The organism is Labrys okinawensis, assembly GCF_047345005.1.
Taxonomy (GTDB): Bacteria; Pseudomonadota; Alphaproteobacteria; order Rhizobiales; family Labraceae; genus Labrys; species Labrys okinawensis.
Genome location: NZ_CP178864.1, coordinates 6,494,921 through 6,511,815, shown reverse-complemented (window position 1 = coordinate 6,511,815; position 16,895 = coordinate 6,494,921). Strand labels below are relative to the sequence as shown.

The 16,895-nt window shown below is 64.1% G+C and carries 14 protein-coding genes; 6 read left to right on the top strand and 8 right to left on the bottom strand.

The genetic code is table 11. The annotated features are described in order from the left end of the window. Positions 1–7: 7 nt before the first annotated feature. From ACMDCR_RS30220 to glk, 3 genes are all read left to right on the top strand, one after another. Positions 8–1,405, top strand: coding sequence for an NAD(P)(+) transhydrogenase (Re/Si-specific) subunit beta (locus ACMDCR_RS30220; RefSeq protein WP_413990155.1), 1,398 nt, complete (start codon positions 8–10; stop codon positions 1,403–1,405). Between the two features lie 277 nt (positions 1,406–1,682). Then, positions 1,683–2,309 (top strand): glutathione S-transferase family protein, encoded by a 627-nt coding sequence (locus tag ACMDCR_RS30215; RefSeq protein WP_413990154.1) that lies wholly within the window; start codon positions 1,683–1,685, stop codon positions 2,307–2,309. A 176-nt stretch (positions 2,310–2,485) separates the two neighbouring features. After that, a complete protein-coding gene (glk, locus tag ACMDCR_RS30210; RefSeq protein ID WP_413990153.1) occupies positions 2,486–3,439 on the top strand; it encodes a glucokinase in 954 nt (317 codons plus the stop codon). A 60-nt stretch (positions 3,440–3,499) separates the two neighbouring features. On the opposite strand, the gene ACMDCR_RS30205 is transcribed toward glk, so the two are convergent. The 4 genes from ACMDCR_RS30205 to ACMDCR_RS30190 are packed head-to-tail and all read right to left on the bottom strand — an operon-like array spanning position 3,500 to position 6,570. Next, positions 3,500–4,102: a Fic/DOC family protein gene (locus ACMDCR_RS30205; RefSeq protein WP_413990152.1), complete on the bottom strand. Its 603-nt coding sequence runs from the start codon at positions 4,100–4,102 to the stop codon at positions 3,500–3,502. Between the two features lie 21 nt (positions 4,103–4,123). After that, positions 4,124–4,354, bottom strand: coding sequence for a hypothetical protein (locus ACMDCR_RS30200; protein WP_413990151.1), 231 nt, complete (start codon positions 4,352–4,354; stop codon positions 4,124–4,126). A gap of 34 nt (positions 4,355–4,388) precedes the next feature. Further along, positions 4,389–5,582: an MFS transporter gene (locus tag ACMDCR_RS30195; protein WP_413990150.1), complete on the bottom strand. Its 1,194-nt coding sequence runs from the start codon at positions 5,580–5,582 to the stop codon at positions 4,389–4,391. Positions 5,583–5,631: 49 nt separating this feature from the next. Continuing rightward, the gene (locus ACMDCR_RS30190) at positions 5,632–6,570 is read right to left on the bottom strand and encodes a LysR substrate-binding domain-containing protein (RefSeq protein WP_413990149.1); all 939 of its coding nucleotides are present in this window, start codon (positions 6,568–6,570) and stop codon (positions 5,632–5,634) included. 183 nt (positions 6,571–6,753) lie between these two features. Between ACMDCR_RS30190 and ACMDCR_RS30185 the strand changes: the two genes are divergently transcribed. After that, positions 6,754–7,644, top strand: a complete 891-nt coding sequence (locus ACMDCR_RS30185) for a DMT family transporter (RefSeq protein WP_413990148.1) — start codon at positions 6,754–6,756, stop codon at positions 7,642–7,644. Positions 7,645–7,744: 100 nt separating this feature from the next. Here the strand turns inward: ACMDCR_RS30185 and ACMDCR_RS30180 are convergent, their stop codons facing one another. Beyond that, entirely contained in the window at positions 7,745–8,065 is a 321-nt protein-coding gene (locus ACMDCR_RS30180; protein ID WP_413990147.1) for an MmcQ/YjbR family DNA-binding protein, read from the bottom strand. Positions 8,066–8,507: 442 nt separating this feature from the next. Between ACMDCR_RS30180 and ACMDCR_RS30175 the strand changes: the two genes are divergently transcribed. Together ACMDCR_RS30175 and ACMDCR_RS30170 are read left to right on the top strand one after the other, a co-directional pair. Continuing rightward, complete coding sequence (locus ACMDCR_RS30175) at positions 8,508–11,321, top strand: S10 family serine carboxypeptidase-like protein (protein ID WP_413990146.1); 2,814 nt, start codon at positions 8,508–8,510, stop codon at positions 11,319–11,321. Between the two features lie 383 nt (positions 11,322–11,704). Then, positions 11,705–12,643 (top strand): IS110 family transposase, encoded by a 939-nt coding sequence (locus ACMDCR_RS30170; protein ID WP_413990083.1) that lies wholly within the window; start codon positions 11,705–11,707, stop codon positions 12,641–12,643. Positions 12,644–12,713: 70 nt separating this feature from the next. Here ACMDCR_RS30170 and ACMDCR_RS30165 read toward each other — a convergent pair whose 3' ends face one another. The 3 genes from ACMDCR_RS30165 to ACMDCR_RS30155 all read right to left on the bottom strand — a co-directional run bounded on the left by ACMDCR_RS30165 (position 12,714) and on the right by ACMDCR_RS30155 (position 16,686). Next, positions 12,714–13,823, bottom strand: a complete 1,110-nt coding sequence (locus ACMDCR_RS30165; RefSeq protein ID WP_413990145.1) for a mandelate racemase/muconate lactonizing enzyme family protein — start codon at positions 13,821–13,823, stop codon at positions 12,714–12,716. Positions 13,824–13,906: 83 nt separating this feature from the next. After that, a complete protein-coding gene (locus tag ACMDCR_RS30160) occupies positions 13,907–15,409 on the bottom strand; it encodes an aldehyde dehydrogenase (RefSeq protein ID WP_413990144.1) in 1,503 nt (500 codons plus the stop codon). A 116-nt stretch (positions 15,410–15,525) separates the two neighbouring features. Beyond that, positions 15,526–16,686: an iron-containing alcohol dehydrogenase gene (locus ACMDCR_RS30155; protein WP_413990143.1), complete on the bottom strand. Its 1,161-nt coding sequence runs from the start codon at positions 16,684–16,686 to the stop codon at positions 15,526–15,528. Positions 16,687–16,895: the final 209 nt, after the last annotated feature.

Sequence of the window (16,895 nt, the reverse complement as noted above, 5' to 3'; positions counted from 1 at the left end):
CTCTGATATGTCCGTCAACCTGACCCAGCTTCTCTACCTCGTCGCCGGCGTGCTGTTCATCCTGGCGCTACGCGGTCTGTCCTCGCCCGCCTCCTCGCGCCAGGGCAACCGCTTCGGCATGATCGGCATGGGCGTGGCCATCCTCACCACGCTCGCGGTGGCGCCGCCTTCCGACTGGTCGGGGTGGCTGCTCGTCGTTCTCGGCATCGCCGTCGGCGGCGGCATCGGCGCCGTGGTGGCCCGGCGCGTCGCCATGACGGCGATGCCCCAGCTCGTCGCCGCCTTCCATTCCGGTGTTGGTCTTGCCGCCGTGTTCGTCGCCGCCGGTGCCCTCTATGCGCCCTCTGCCTTCGGCATCGGCGAGGCCGGTGCGATCGAGCATGGCTCGCTGGTCGAGATGTCGCTCGGCGTGGCCATCGGCGCCATCACCTTCACCGGCTCGATCATCGCCTTCGCCAAGCTCAACGGCAATATGTCCGGCGCGCCGATCCTGCTGCCAAGCCGGCACATCATCAATGCCGCCGTCGCCGCGTTGCTGGTTCTGCTGATCATCGCCTTCGTCGTCTTCGAGGCGCATGCCTTCTTCTGGCTGATCGTGCTGACGGCGCTCCTGCTCGGCGGGCTGATCATCATCCCCATAGGTGGCGCCGATATGCCGGTGGTCGTCTCGATGCTCAACTCCTACTCGGGCTGGGCGGCGGCGGGTATCGGCTTCACGCTTGGCAATCTGGCGCTGATCATCACCGGCGCGCTGGTCGGCTCCTCGGGTGCAATCCTGTCCTACATCATGTGCAAGGGCATGAATCGCTCCTTCATCTCGGTGATCCTCGGCGGTTTCGGCGGCGATGCTGTGGCCGGTACGGCCAAGGGGCCGGAAACCCGGCCGGTGAAGCAGGGTTCGGCCGAGGATGCCGCCTTCATCATGAAGAATGCCTCCAAGGTCATCATCGTACCCGGCTACGGCATGGCGGTGGCGCAGGCCCAGCACGCCTTGCGCGAGATGGCCGACAGGTTGAAGGCCGAGGGCGTCGACGTCGCCTATGCCATCCACCCCGTCGCCGGCCGCATGCCCGGGCATATGAACGTGTTGCTGGCCGAGGCCAATGTGCCGTATGACGAAGTGTTCGAGCTCGAGGACATCAATGCCGAGTTCGGCCAGGCGGACGTGGCTTTCGTCATCGGCGCCAATGACGTGACCAACCCGGCCGCCAAGACCGATCCGGCCTCGCCGATCTTCGGCATGCCCATCCTCGATGTCGAGAAGGCCAAGACCGTGCTCTTCATCAAGCGCGGCATGGGCTCGGGCTATGCGGGCGTGGAGAACGAACTCTTCTTCCGGGACAATACCATGATGCTGTTCGGCGATGCCAAGAAGATGGTGGAAGAGATACTGAAGAGCCTGTGAGGGGGTGGGAAGGGGCGGCGGCCTGGAGGCCCTTGGAAGGTCGCGCAGCCCCTCACCTCCATCCTCTCCCCGTGAGAACGGGGCGAGGAGGCTTCGAAGGCGCGTATCATTTCAATCGCCTCATCTCGCACGACAGCTGGGCGAGATGAGGCGTTGACGAATAGAATTCGACGATTGCGCCCCCTCGCCCCGTTTACGGGGAGAGGATAGAGGTGAGGGGCAGTACTGACATCGCAGCATGTCATGTCTCCGAGCCCAAGCAAAGGATGAGACCAAGATGACCAAATGGCGGCACTATTGGCGCCCCCAAAGCGGATCGCTGGTGACCGCGATCGCCTTCGCCTGGGCTGGCATCGAGCCCGAGGCGATCCTGGTTGAAAAGAAGAGCAGCCAGCATGAGCCGGATTTCCTCGCGCTCAATCCGGCGGCTCAGGTGCCGGTGGCCATCATGCCCTGCGGAACCGTGCTGGCCGAGACGGCGGCCATCGTGCTTGCGATCGACGAGGCGCGCCCGGACTCGGGCCTGCTGCCGCCCGCCGGTTCCTCGGAACGCGGAACGGCGCTGCGCTGGCTGATGTTCCTCGCCGTCGCCGGTTATCCTGCGGCCTTGCGCTACTATTACGCCGACCGCTTTACGGCCGATGCGAGCGAGGCTGGGATCGAGGCTGTTCGCGTGGCGGCGAGCCGGGAGTCCGATCGTATCTTTGCCATTGTCGCCGGAGCGATGAAGGGGCCGTTCCTTTTCGGTGAAACGCCGACTATCGTCGATGCCTATGCGGCCATGCTAGCCGATTGGCATGAGCCTGCCCAGGATCTGCCGGTCTTCCGGACGCTGCGGCGGGCCATCATGACCCATCCTGTGATCGGTGAGACTTGGCGACGCCACGAACAGAGTTCTGAATAATCTTACATAATTCTTGGGTCGGAGCAGAAAGCTGCTAGACGTGGTTCAAAGGCCTTTGGGGGGATGGTTCTGCTCTAGGGAAGCCGACGGGTAGGAAGCGGGGCAAGTGAGCGCGCTTGCCAATTCCGTCCCGACACGTCACCTTCGCAGCAACCACCAAGAAGATGGGAACACCCATGACAGATGTGACCTTGCTCGGCGATATCGGCGGCACTAACAGCCGGTTTGCGCTCGTCAACAGGGGGCGGACGGATTACCGCAGCGAACGGCATTACGAGAACGAGCACTTCCCGACCTTCCAGGATGCCATCGAGGCCTATATCACCGAGGTCGGCGAGCGCCCCAATGCCGGCGTCGTCGCCATCGCCGGGCCGGTGGCAGGCGACATGGTCGGCCCGACGAACCGCCAGAGCTGGCTGTTCAACCCGCCGAAGCTGGCGGCGGCGCTGCGCTTCATACGGCTCGACGTGATCAATGATTTCGAGGCGGTGGCCCATGCCTTGCCGCATCTGGCCGACAGCGACACCACCGTGATCGGCGAAGTGCAGGCCTACACCTCTGGCGGCAACATGGCAGTGCTTGGTCCGGGTACGGGACTCGGCGTCGGCGCGCTGGTGCGCGGCGGCTCGCGCTGGGTGGCCGTGCCGTCGGAAGGCGGCCATGCCGAGATCGGCGTGCCGGATGGCCAATGGGCCAGGGCGCACGAACTCATCCGGCACAAGATCGGCCGCGTCTCCGGCGAGCACGTGCTGTCCGGTCCCGGTCTCCAGCGGATCGACGCCGCCCTCAACGAACTGGCGGGCCACCCCCAGGACCGCAGCGCCGCCGATATCGGTACCAGTGCCGTGGCGGGCACGGACGCCACCGCCGTCGAGGCCGCCCACCTGTTCTTCGACTATCTCGCCCGCTTCTCCGGCGACGTGGCCCTGATGTTTGCGGCCAAGGGCGGAGTCTTCCTCTATGGCGGCGTGGTGCAGAAGCTCTCGGCCCTGATGGACAAGCAAGCCTTCCGCCATGCCTTCGAAGCCAAGACGCCGCTGGAGAAATTCCTGGCCCAGATCCCGACGCGCCTGATCACGCATCCCACGCCAGGCCTGATCGGCTGCGCCGCAGTAGCGGCGCATTGGTGATGCTGAGAGCGCTGACCTCCCTACGACACTCGCATGTTGTGGTCAGGTCCGCGTTCCCGGCTATGCCATTCGCTCGAAGATGAATCGCGCCATCGGCTCTGAGGATCGCAGGAAGCCGATCCGCGCCGCTTCGTTCCAGGCCTCGCGATCCTGGCGGTGGATCTCTACTCGGTACCCGGCCTGTTCCGCGACGATCTGTAGCCACAGGCGCTGCACCCGGCCATTGCCATCGATGAAAGGATGGGCCGCGTTGATCTCGTTGACCAGCACCGCCGCCTTCTGCGCGAAAACAGTCCTGTCCAGCCCTCGCAGATAGTTGTCGCCGCGCAATGAGATGAATTGGGCCTCCATCCAGCCCGTGATGTGCTCAGGCTGCGCAAAGCTCACGATCGGGTTGCGCGCCGTCGTATAGGTACGCTCCTTGCCGGCCCAGTCGAAAAGATCCTGGAAGAGATGGTGGTGTATCGCCTTGAAGCCGGCATAGGTGAGTTGCAGAGCCTTGCGGGGCAGGCCCTGGGCTACCCTTAGTTCAACAAGCAGGCCCTCGGCTTCTTCGAGCAGCGCCCGGTCCTTGATGCCGAGTTTGTTGATTGGAACACGCGGCTCCGATCCAATATAGAAATAACGATTATAAGTGGCCGCCTCAGTTGAGGACCTGGTCATGTGAGGGCGAACGCGACGTGATCAGGCAGCGGATTGCTTCCTCGCTTTGTCCTTCATGCGCTCCACGAAAAGCTCGATGCGCCTCTCAACCGAGGCGCCCGCTTCTTCAAGCTCCCTGTCCCAAGCGGCATTTTCCGGATGGACCTCGATACCTTCGATCGCATTGCTCGCGATGATCTGTGCCCGGCGCCAGGCCACCGCTTCGGGGGCCTGAGAAGTGAAAAGCCAGAAATCGTCTCTCTTGTCCGACATCAACCGCAAATCCCAAGGGCTTTGAAACAAACTATCATCTATCGGCGGTGGCGGCTACGCGGCTGAGCCTAACCTTCTCGATAGCAGGGCTCCTCAGGACCCGCAGCATCACGAACACCGCCATGGCGACGTGGATGCCGGCATTGTGGAGGTAGAGTGCCGAATCCCCAAGCCAGCGCATGACGTAATAGGCCGTCACCGGGCCGAGCACGGCGCCGATGCAGTAGAGGAAGAGCAAGGCCGAGGCGACACCCACGGCGTTGTCGCGGCCGGTGATGTCGTTGGTATAGGCAGAGCTCACATAATATTGCGTCGAGATGATGCCGCCGATGATGAAGCCGACCACCACGAAGGGCCAGCCGATCAGGCGAGCACCGCTCCAGTAGATGCCGACCTCGAACAGAGCGGTGAGGATGCACAGGCCCATCAGCACCTTGCGGCGGTCGAAGGCGTCAGAAATGCGGCCGACGGGAAACTGGAAGGCGGCAGAGCCCAGGGTGATGGCCGTGACCAGCGTGCCGGTCTGCACGCCGTCCATGCCGAGCTTGGTTGCATAAACCGGCGTGAGCGACCAGAAGGGCCCGTTGGCAAAGCCGATCAGCGCGGCGCAGACGAAGCCGACGGGCGTGGTCCTCAGCAGCCAGAGCAAGCGCATGCTCGGCCGGCGCGAGTCCTTCGGCGGTGGCCCGTCCTCGATGAGCAGGAGCGGGGAGAGGAACACCGCCAGTACGGCCGCCGCGATGCCGAAGATGGTGAAGGCGTGCGGGTCACCCAGCCGCATGAACTGGTTGCCGATGGCCCAGCCGCCATATTGGGTGATCGAATAGAGGCCGAGCAGCCGGCCGCGGATACGGTTCTCGGCCTTGCCTTGCAGATAGCTCTCGACGATGGCGTAGATGCCGGCGAGGAAGAAGCCGCGCAGGAAGCCGATGCAGACCCAGGCATGCGGTTCCACGAAGGTGCCAGCGGCGAGGATCATCAGCGCGCCGCAGAAGGAGGAAAGCCCGAAGGCCTTGATGTGGCCGAAGCGCTGCACCAGCCGGGGCGTCAGGAGGGCGCCGGTCAACATGCCGCCGAAATAGGCCGAACCCATCAGGCTGATGGCGAGCGCAGGGAAATGCTCGAGCTCGGCCCGCACCGGCAGGAGGGTGGTGAGCACGCCATTGCCGGCCAGCACACCGGCGACGGAGACCAGCAGGGCAGCGATGGAAGCGTAAGGGGAACGCAAAGGTGAGGCTTTCGAGCAGGGGGAATCAGTCGTGCAGGGGCTTTTCGTTTCACATCGCCTGTTGCGGCGGTTCGCTGATGGCGGGCGGGCGGGAGAAGCGGCGGATCAGCCAGGAGCGGAAGAGGGCTATCTCCGGCCGGTCGAGATCGTCGGGATGGATGGAGAGGTAGTAGCCATAGCCGTCGTCGACATGGATGTCATAAGGCCGCACCAGCCTGCCGGCGCGGATCTCCTCCTCGAACAGCACGGGGTCGACCAGGGCGAGGCCCGCGCCCGAGAGGGCATATTGCACGGCGAGCTGGGCAGTGTCGAAGACGAGGCCGCGGTCGAGCGGGCCGGCGCTGACATGGGCGGCGCGGGCGAAATTCTCCCACAGGAAGGCCGGCGGGCGGGCATCGAGCTTCACATGCAGGAGGTCGTTGGCGGCGAGGAAGGTGGCGATGTCCATCGTGCCGGCCTTCGCCGCCACCTCGGGATGGCAGAGGATGGTGAGCTTCACCATCCACAGCAGGTCGAGCACCTGGGGCGCCACGCGCGGCGGGGTGTAGATCACGGCGATATCGGCCTCGCGCTCGGCATTGCCGGGCACCGGGCGGGAATCGATGTCGAGCTTGAGGTCGGGGAACTCGGCGCGGAAATGGCGCAGGATGGGCACGGCGAGGCGTTGCGCGAAGGTGGTGGGCAGGAGCACGCGGAGCGAACGCTGCGGCTCGCCGCGCTCGCGCATGATCTCCTCAAGCGTGGTGTCGATGCGCTCGAAGGCCTTCTCCACCACCGGCAGCAGGCGCTTGCCTGCCTCGGTCAGCGCCGGCTGCGGGGGCTTGCGGTCGAATAGCGGCACGCCGAGGAAGTCTTCGAGGCCGATGACATGGCGGCTCACCGCACTCTGGGAGACGAGCAGGCTCTGGGCGGCGGCGGTGAAGCTACCCTGGCGCCCGACCGCTTCGAAAGCGCGCAACGCATTCAGCGGCAACCAGCGCCTGTCCATTTCAGAAATCCTACCCTGCCCGGCGCCAAGGCCGGATCACCGTCTGCCGCATCATCCCGTTCCCGCATATTCGCCCTAGCTTGAACACGACATGAACGAGGCGGCAAATGGCGCGTGCAAGCAACTTCTTTAACCATAGAGGCGTAGGCATAGTTTATTGCCTGACAAGTTTGTTTCCCTCCCATGCCCCCCGCTTCCCCTTCCGATACACGCCCCCTGACCGGCATCGCGCTGGCGGCGGCGGGTTATTGCCTGTTCTCCATCCAGGACGCCACGGTGAAATGGCTGGTGCAGAGCTACGAGGTGCCGCAGATTCTCTTTCTGCGCTCGATCACCATCGTATTCCTGGGGATGGCGATCGCCCACCGCCAGGGCCAGCCGCCGATCTGGAAAAGCCAGAACAAATGGGCGCTGACCACGCGCGCCTTCCTGCTGCTGGTGGCCTGGCTCAGCTTCTACAATGCCTCGCGCTATCTCGGCCTCGCCGACCTCACGACGATGTATTTCGGCGCGCCGGTGATGGGCGTGGTGCTTTCGATCCTGATCCTGAAGGAGAAGGTGTCGCTGGCGCGCTGGGGCGCCGTCAGCGCCGGCTTCGTCGGCGTCATCGTGGCGGCGGACCCTTCCGGCCGCGCCGATTTCCTGCCTGCCGCCATGGTGCTGTTCGCCGCCTTCTGCTGGGCCTGGGGCACGGTGCTGATCCGTCTCATCAACCGGAGCGAGAGCACGGCCAACCAGATGATCGCAACCGCCGGCCTGTTCGTGGTGGTGTGCGGCGCCGTGCTTCCCTTCATCTGGAAGACGCCCGATCTCACCGGCTGGGCCCTGATGCTCGGCCTCGGCCTCCTCTCCGGCATCGCTCAATATCTGCTCTATGAGGGCTATCGCCACGCCCCCGCCTCGGCCATCGCGCCGGTCGAATATACCGGGCTCGTCTGGGCTTTCATCTACGGCTATCTGCTCTGGCAGGATGTTCCCAAGCCGCATGTCTTCGCCGGCGCGGCGCTGATCGTCGCCGCCAGCCTCGGCCTCGTCTGGTGGGAGGCTCGGGCGCAGCGGTTGAGGATGGCGTAGCCGCGCCAGAGTTGCCGATATCTGTCTCACCGCGGCAATGCGCGCGGCCTCGGCAGGTGAAGTAAGTGTGGAGAGGTGATGCAGACACAGTTGTTGCCGTTCAGCGCCTCTTCTTCGCCGTGCCATGCTTCCAGGCCATCTCCAGCGCCGCCCGCAATTCTTCATCCGAGAGCGGAGACAAGACTGCAACCGTCCAGCCCTGGCGACCCCAGGCGTTGGAGATCGGGCTGAAGGCTTCGGGGGCGAGCAGGCATTTGAATTCCTGCTCTTCCGGCGTGAATTTGAGGTTGGCGCTCAACCGATCCGGCGCGAGCGTGGCGTAGATGCGCACGGCTCTGAAGGCGATGCGGTCGAAATGCGGGGCTTCGCTTGTGCCTGGCAGGCTCAAAGCGAGACGACGCAGATCCTCGGCGCTGGCCATGTTCGCCCTCCCCGGCATGGAGTATCCGCCGCCCTGCGTCCGCAGAGCGCCCGGCTCATTCAAGATGGGACAATAATACCGTTTGCTATCCTTATTGTACGTCAACGTATGTCAACGACCCATGGATGCTTCTGCTGGCGAGGGATTGGAAAATTGTTTATACTGAACACCGTCGCAATGACGGTTAGTTCACTACCATGGAATGCATACACAACATTTGATCTTGCGACATTGCGTCGGTCTTGCTGAGTCAGGATGCTATACCTTGGCCGTGCACCAAACCCGCCAGTAAAACCTAGCGCGGGAAGCAAGTCTTGGCGCTCGTTATTTTTCCGATCCGGATCGGGAAACACAAATTCGTAATACCAGACCTAGTGGAGAACCTACGACAGCGATCACCAGCCGGGGGGCTTCAACATATTCAACCTTTCAGGAGGATCTCATGTTGATTGCCGCTTCAAACCAGGAAGCTGTACCGACCGACATTCCTGTCCTCGATACCACACCCTATGGCGCCGGCCCCGACGACAACGTGACAGATACGTCAGAAAACGCCGCGATCACCCATCATTCGGCGACCATCGGCGGCAAGACCATTGCCTATACAGCTCGCGCCGGCCATCTCGTGGCGGTCGATCCGTCCTCCTCGAAGCCAAACGCGAAGTTCTTCTATGTTTCCTTCACCGAAGACGGGGCGGATCCAAGCACGCGGCCGGTCACGTTCTTCTACAACGGTGGGCCGGGTTCCTCCGCCGTGTTTTTGCTCCTGGGTTCCTATTCACCACGGCGCATCCATACCGACATGCCCGGCTTCACGCCGCCGCCGCCTTACCGGATGGAGGACAACCCCGATAGCCTGCTCGACCGCACCGACCTCGTCTATATAAACCCTATCGGTACCGGCTATTCGGCGGCCATCGCACCGGCCAAGAATCGCGACTTCTGGGGGGTTGACCAGGACGCTCGCTCGATCAAGCAATTCATCAAGCGGTATCTGACGGCGTTCGGCCGCTGGAACTCCCCGCGCTTCCTGTTCGGCGAGTCCTACGGCACGGCGCGCTCCTGCGTGCTCGCCTGGATGCTGCACGAGGATGGCATCGACCTGAACGGCATCGTCCTGCAATCGAGCGTGCTCGACTATCCGCCGACTTTTTCCAACCCCGTCGGCCTGTTGCCGACCTTCGCTGCCGATGCCTGGTGGCACAAGAAGACAACGGTCTCGCCACCGCCGACCGACCTGCCAAGCTTCATGACGCAGGTGATCGCCTTCGCCCAGGGCCCTTATGCCAAGGCGCTCGCAGCCTTCCCCAAGAGCGATCCGGCGACGACTCAGACGCTCGGTGAGATGCTCGGCATTTCTCCGGTCGTGCTCGATTCCTGGGCGCTGAATGTAGAGGCCAACAACGGCATCACGTCGTCATTCCTGGTGGCGCTGCTGCAGAACCAGGGACTGGCGCTCGGCATCTATGACGGGCGGGTCACGGCCATCGACACCGGCATCGCCGCAATCGTCGATCCGGCTTCGGGCTCCAACGATCCCACCATGGCGGCGGTCTCGGGCGTCTATACCTCGATGTGGAACGTCTATCTCAACAATGACCTCCAATTCACCTCGACATCCAACTTCGTCGACCTCAACGACCAAGCCTATGCGAACTGGGACTTCTCCCATATCGATCCGACGGGGTCCCAGAAGGGCGGCAAGGATGCAAGCGGCAATCCGATCGTCTACACGGCGGGTGATCTCGCCGCGGCCATGGCGGCCAATCCGGATCTTAAAGTGTTCTCGGCCAATGGCTATTTCGATGGTGTGACGCCCTTCTTCCAGACGAAGCTCACGCTTGATGCCATGCCGCTCGTTGATTCGAAGGCGCGCGCCAATCTGACGATCCGCAACTACGCCTCGGGACACATGATCTATCTCGACGGCGCCTCGCGCACGCAGATGAAAGCGGATCTGACCGCCCTCTATGACGGCGTAATCATGCAATTTGCAATGCGCGCCAGGTTTGCCAGCCTGCTCGCCGCCTCCCGCCAGGCCGCGCGCCAACATCTCCGGCCTTATTTCAAGCGGCCTGGACAGGGCAAGGGCAAGTTGACCCTGAGGGTCGCGCCGAATGCCGCCCCCTGGACCCTTCCTGACCGCTGCCGGGCCTATTCATGGCCGTCCGGGCTGAGGGGTGGCGGGGTGATCGCCATCATCGAACTCGACGGTGGCTACGTGACAAGCGACATCGAGGCGTTCTTCCAGTCGATCGGCAAGCCTTCGCCCACGCTCAAGGATGTCGTGATCAGCGGGCCGGGAAACAGTCCAGGCCGACACGAAGGCGATGAGGCGGATCCCGACACCGAAGTGACGATGGACATCGAGATCGCCGCCGCCGCCTATACGCTCGCGACCGGACAGCCGGCATCGATCCGCGTCTACTGGGCCGATGGGACCGACATGGGTTCCATTGCCGCGGCGATCTCGGCGGCATCCGCCGATGGCTGCGATGTCTGTTCGATTTCCTGGGGTTCGGACGAAGCCAACTGGCAGGCGGCAGGCCAGCAGGCGGGCGTGGACTACGCCGCCAACCTCAACGCTGCGGCGAAGGCCGCCTCTTCCGGCGGTATGATCGTCTTCGCGGCCTCCGGCGACAATGATTCGTCGGATGGTGGCGCGACTCCAGCCAATGTCGATCTGCCCTCCTCCTCTCCCTATGTGATCGGCTGTGGAGGCACCACCAAGACGCCGCAGGCGGAGACAGTATGGAACAACGACCCTGGCAGCCCCGAGGGGAACGGCACGGGTGGCGGCTTCTCCACGATCTTCCCGTCGCAGCCCTGGCAGGCAGGCGCGCCGCAGGGCCCCGGTCGCATGGTTCCCGATGTCGCCGGCAATGCCGATCCCTTCACCGGCTATCAGCTCGTCATTCACGGCGCCTCGGTTCCATTGGGGGGCACCAGCGCCGTAGCGCCGCTCTATGCGGGCCTGTTCGCTAGCTTCGGTGCCAGGCTCGGCCTGGTGACGCCCAAGCTCTGGCTGAACCAGACCTGTTTCAGCGATATCGTCAGCGGCGACAACGGCTTCTACCGTGCGCGCATCGGACCGGATCCCTGTACCGGTCTCGGCGCCCCGATCGGGGATCGCCTGGCCAATCTGTTCGGTGCCGTGCCCGCACCGGCGGAGATCGTCGCCGCAGCGGGTGCCGAGCCTGCTTTGGCAAGGGCGCCCTTGCAACGCTCCGCGCCACGCCCGGGCAAGAGGGCGTGAGATTGCCGCCTGCGCTTATCGCCCCGTCGATAGCGACGCCGGGGCGATCAATCCTGGGATCGCAGGCATCCTTGCCTACTCTTGGAAGTGCAGCATATGGGGATGGGAGGAGGCAGGCAGGGATGCCATAGGCGTGGAGTGGCGATCGGAGATCGCCACTTGTGTAATTGGGATGTGCTTTAGTTGTGCTGCTTCGTGAGGAGTGCCATGGGCTGGGTGGCCACCCAGCCCATGGCGGCCGTTCGTTCGGATCGTGATCGCCACCAGGCTTGGGCCTGTCTTGGAGCTTGATCGTCGGACGGCCTCTTCAATCGACCCGGAAGGTTGCCAGAACCTTGGGTTCGCACACAAGGCAGGGCCAAATGAAGACATCTCATGGTAGCATGAACGTTGCAGGAATCGACATCGGCAAGGCCAAGCTCGATGTCGGGTTGGACAAGGATGAGGAGCGGCTGGAAGCCAGCAACGAGCCTGCGGGCTTTGCCCAGATCATCGCCTTCCTCAAGCGCCAGCAGGTAAGCCTGGTTGGCGTGGAGGCCACCGGCAGCTACGGCTTCGATTTAATCCAGGCCTTGCAGGAAGCCGGCTTCGCGATCGCCCAGCACCAGCCCGCCCAGATCAAGCTCTACCGCAAGATGCAGCTCAAGAGGGCCAAGACGGACGTCATCGATGCCGTCTTGATTGCCCGCTTCACGGCCTTGGGGGAGCAAAAACCCGCGTTCTCAGATGCCAGATTGGCCCGTTTTGCCGAGAAACTGCTCTTTCTCGAACAAGCGCGCGAGGATGCCATCCGCCTGCAGGGGCGTCTGGATCGTTATCGCGACACAGGTCTTATCGCCAAGATCAAAGCCGATATCACAAGCTTCAAGGCCAGGGCCAAGCAAGAGCTCGCTGCCTTGAAGAAGGAACTGCGAGCCCATGGCGACCTCGACAAGGCCTTCAAGCTCCTACTCTCCATTCCCGGCATCGGCGATTACAGTGCCCTCGTCCTGATCATCCGATTGCCCGAACTGGTGCATCTGGAGCCGACCCAGATCGCTTCTCTCGTCGGCGTCGCCCCCTTCAACAACGACAGCGCCACCGTGCGCGGCACTCGCTCAATCGCAGGTGGCAGAAAGAACATTCGCAACGCCCTTTATTTGCCAACCCTGGCTGCCGCCACTCAGTGGAACCCCGACCTGAAGGTCCTCTACGACCGTCTTAAGGCAAAAGGAAAGGAGACAAAGGTCGCCGTCATCGCCGCAATGCGTAAGCTTCTCATCATCGCCAGAGCCGTCCTTATCCGAGGCTCAATTTGGACCCCAAAAACCCAAGTCGATTAAGGTTGCTCCAATCCCGCACCACGCTCCGTGAAGTCAGCGCCCAGGGACTGGAGACCCCGCGCTTCCGGGATTACCCGATCCGCGTCTTCTCCAGCACCTTTTCGTCCAGCGCATAGCCCATGCCGGGCGCATCGCTCAGCGTAATCATGCCGTCGGTGCCGACTGCGAGCGGCTCGGTCATCATGAAGTCGCGGCGAGGCAGGCTCCATTCCGGCGGGTCGTAAGGGAATTCCACGAAGGGTGCGTCGGCAAGGCCTGCGGTGAGGTGGACATTGGCGGCGACGCCCATGCCGTTGGTCCAGGTATGCGGCGTGAACACGAGGTTGTTCTCATGCGCCATCGCGGCGACGCGGCGAAGGCCGGTGATGCCGCCGACCAGCGCGGCGTCGGGCTGCAGCACGTCGAGGCAGCCGTCACGGATGAGATCGCGGAACTCGTAGAGCTCGCGCGTCATCTCGCCACCGGCAATGCGCACATCCACCATTTCGCGCAGGCGCCGCATGCCCTCGCGGTCGGAGCGATGCAGCGGCTCCTCCATCCAGTAGACGCCGAGGCGTTCGAGCTCGCGCGCCACCGGCACGGCGTCCTTGAGCGACCAGGGCGCGTAGGCGTCCCAGGACATGCGCCAGCCCTGGTTGCAGTCGACCATCAGATCGAGCTTGTGTCCAACGCGGCAGCGCACGGCCTCCAACGCCTTGATGTCGGCGCGCCAGTCGCCGCGATGGAAGCGGATCTTCAGCGCCTTGAAGCCCTGGCCGAGATAGGCCTCGGCCGCATCGGCGAGATCCCCGGGTTTGCGCAGCGTGCCGGAGGAGGCGTAGGCGGCCACCTTGTTGGAGAGGCCGCCGAGCAACTTCCACACGGGCTGCCCGGTGATCTTGCCGGCAAGGTCCCACAGCGCCAGATCCAGCGGCCAGCAACGGCCGTAATGGAACTGGATGTTGGAGAGGATGCGATAATGGCGCTCGATCGCCATCGGGTCCTCGCCAATAAAGAAGCGCTCGTGGCCGGCAAAGCCCGTCATGGTGTCGCCCGAACCATAGCCCGTGACGCCCTCGTCCGTGGTTACGCGCACGATGGTGGCATCGAAGGAAGTGCGCGGCTTGGAATCCCAGCTCGCATTGAAGGGCGGGTCGAGGGGCAGGCGGTGGTGAGTGATCTCGATGCCGGTGATTTTCATTCCCGGGTGCGCGGACGTCTCGTCCGCCTCCTCTTGCAAGCGTTGCGTTTCCAGATGCGGACGAGACGTCCGCGCACCCGGGATTAAGAATAAGCCGTCCAGACCGTCTTGAAATCCATGTATTTCTCGATCGCATGCGGCGAGCGGTCCCTTCCGAAGCCCGATTGCCGGAAGCCGCCGAAGGGGGTTGCCAGCGAAGACTTGTCGAAGCAGTTCACCCACACCGTGCCGGCGCGCAGATCGCGCGTGAAGCGATGGGCGGCGCCCATGTCCCTGGTCCAGACCGCGGCGGCGAGGCCGTAGATGGAATCGTTGGCCATCCGAAGCGCCTCGGCTTCGTCCTCGAAGCTGGTCACCACCACCACCGGACCGAAGATCTCCTCGCGCGCCACGCGGTGCTCAGGCCTGACGCCGTCGAGGATGGTGGCCTCGACATAGAAGCCGCCGGTCTCCGCCATCGCCTGGCTGCCGCCATGGGCAATGACGGCGCCCTCGCTGGTGCCGACGCCGATATAGTTGAGCACACGCTCCATATGGCCCTTCTCGACGAGCGCCCCCATCTGGGCGGCGGGATCGAGCGGATGGCCCAGCGGGATCTCACGTGCCGCGACCTCGCCGATCTTCCTGACCAGCGCATCCTTTATCGAGGCATGGGCGATCACGCGCGAGCCGGCATGGCAGGTTTCGCCCTGATTGTAGTAGATGCCCCAGGCGATGCCGGAGGCGGCAGCGTCGAGATCGGCGTCGGCGAGCACGACATGCGGGCTCTTGCCGCCGCATTCGAGCGCCACACGTTTCATATTGCTCTCGCCGGCATAGCGCATCATCAGCTTGCCGACCTCGGTGGAACCGGTGAAGGATATCATGTCGACATCGGCATGGAGCGCGAGCGGCTTGCCGGCCTTCTCGCCGAAGCCGGGTACGATGTTGAGCACGCCGTCCGGCAGTCCCGCCCGCTTCGCCAGTTCGCCGAGGCGCAGGGCCGAGAGCGGCGACTGCTCGGCAGGCTTCAGCACCACGGAGTTGCCGGCCACCAGCGCCGGGCCGATCTTCCAGGAGGTGATGATCAGCGGGTAGTTCCAGGGCACGATGGCACCGATCACGCCGAGCGGCTCGCGGCGGACGATGGCGAGGTCGTTTGGGCCGGTGGGCGCCACTTCGTCGAAGCTCTTGTCGGCGAATTCGGCGTAGTACTGGATGCAATCAGCGCAGAAGGGCACGTCGACGGCGAGCGAATTGCCGATAACCTTGCCGACATCGAGCGTTTCGAGCAGGGCGAGGTGCTCGAGATCTGCGCGGATCAGCTCGGCGAAGCGCAGCATGATGCGCTTCTTCTCGGCCGGAGCCTTGTGGCGCCAGCGGCCATCCTCGAAGGCGGCGCGCGCGGCCTTGACGGCTGCCTCGATATCCTCGGCGCCGCAATCGGCGACTTCGGCAATCACGCGCCCGTCGATGGGCGAGGTCTTGGCGAAGGTCTTGCCGGAGCGGGCCGGGACATAGACACCGTCGATGAAGGCGCGGCCCTCGGCTTTCAGCGCGGCTGCCTTGGCTTCCCAGTCGGAACGGGTGGGGGACTTGTCGAGCATTGGAGATCCTCGGAGCGCGGACATCCTGTCCGCTCTTAGAAACGTTGAGTTCTACGACAGCGGAAGAGCGGATTGTCCGACACTCACTTGAGTGTCGTAGGACGTCCGCGCTCCCATCAGGCCTGCGTCAGCACGCGCTCGGCGAAGCGCAGCAGGTCGGCATCCTCGATGGTACGGCGGTTTGAAGCCCGCATCGCCGCGTTCTCCGGCCGGCCCATCTGATCGGCGAGGCGCATGGGGGTGACACCCTCGAACTCCTCGGCCAGCGAGACCTTGATGCCGATCGAGCGCACCAGCCGGTCGAAGGCGGCGGGGAGGTCGGCGGCCGATTTCAGGCCCATGGCCTCAGCGGCGGCGGTGAAGCGTCCGTCATCGCCCTCGATGTTCCAGCCGAGGGTGGCGATCATGCCGAGTGCCACCGAACGGCCATGCTGCACGGGACGCAGCGAGCCGAGCGCGTGGCCAATGTTGTGCGCGACCGCCGTGCCGCAATTGTCGATGGCAACACCGGCGAGCGCGGCGGCACGCTGCAGGCCCTCGCGGGCGGCGAGGTCGCTGCCCTTGCCGACGGCATTGGCCAGGTTGGCGCTGGCGAGGCGGATCGCTTCATGCGCGTGGACATTGTTAGCCGGCGTCGCATTGCCGTTGGTGCTGGCCTCGAGCGCATGGACCAGGGCGTCGATGCCGGTCCACGCCGTCAGCACCGGCGGCAGGGACAGCGTGGCTTCGGGATCCAGGATCACCTCGTCCGGCTTCAGCTCCTCGCCCCACAGCCAGACCTTGGCCTTGTCGGATCGGGTGAGGATGGCGGTGCGGGTGCATTCCGAGCCTGTGCCCGAGGTGGTAGGGATGACGAGCGAAACCAGACGCTTGCGCGGGAATGAGCGGGCGCAGAGCGCATAGTCTTCAGCCGAACGGCGCGCCGTGGCGGCGGTGGTGGCGATGGCGGCGACGACCTTGCCGAGGTCGAGCGCCGAGCCCCCGCCCAGCGAGATCACCGCCTTCGCCTTGGTGCGCCGGGCCTGTGCCGCAGCGGCATCGGCCGAGACGATGGTGGGATCGCCGCCGAATTCGGAAAAGATGGAAACGCCGAGCCCGGCCTTCCTGAGGGAGCCCTCGACGTCGTCGATGAGGCCGGTGGCCTTCAGGCCGGGATCGGCGACGAGCAGCACCTGCGCGCCCTTGCCGAGCCTGGCGGACGCTAGTTCGCCGGCTAATTCACGAGCGCCTGGGCCGCCGGTGATGCGCGGCAGATGGGAGAGCTGGTAGCGGGCCATGGGAGATCTCTGATTGGGGGCTGGTCTTCAGACCAGCCTGAAACGCGGCGCTTTCAGGAAGGCGGGTCTGAAGACCCGCCCCCATTTCCACCAACTCTAACCCCAGCCCTTTTGCGCCGGGCGCGCCTTAATTCGATGAGGCAATCCAAAAATGCGATAGCCCCCTTTCGCCATGGCGAACACCTCGGGCGCACGCTAGGTTTTGCGTA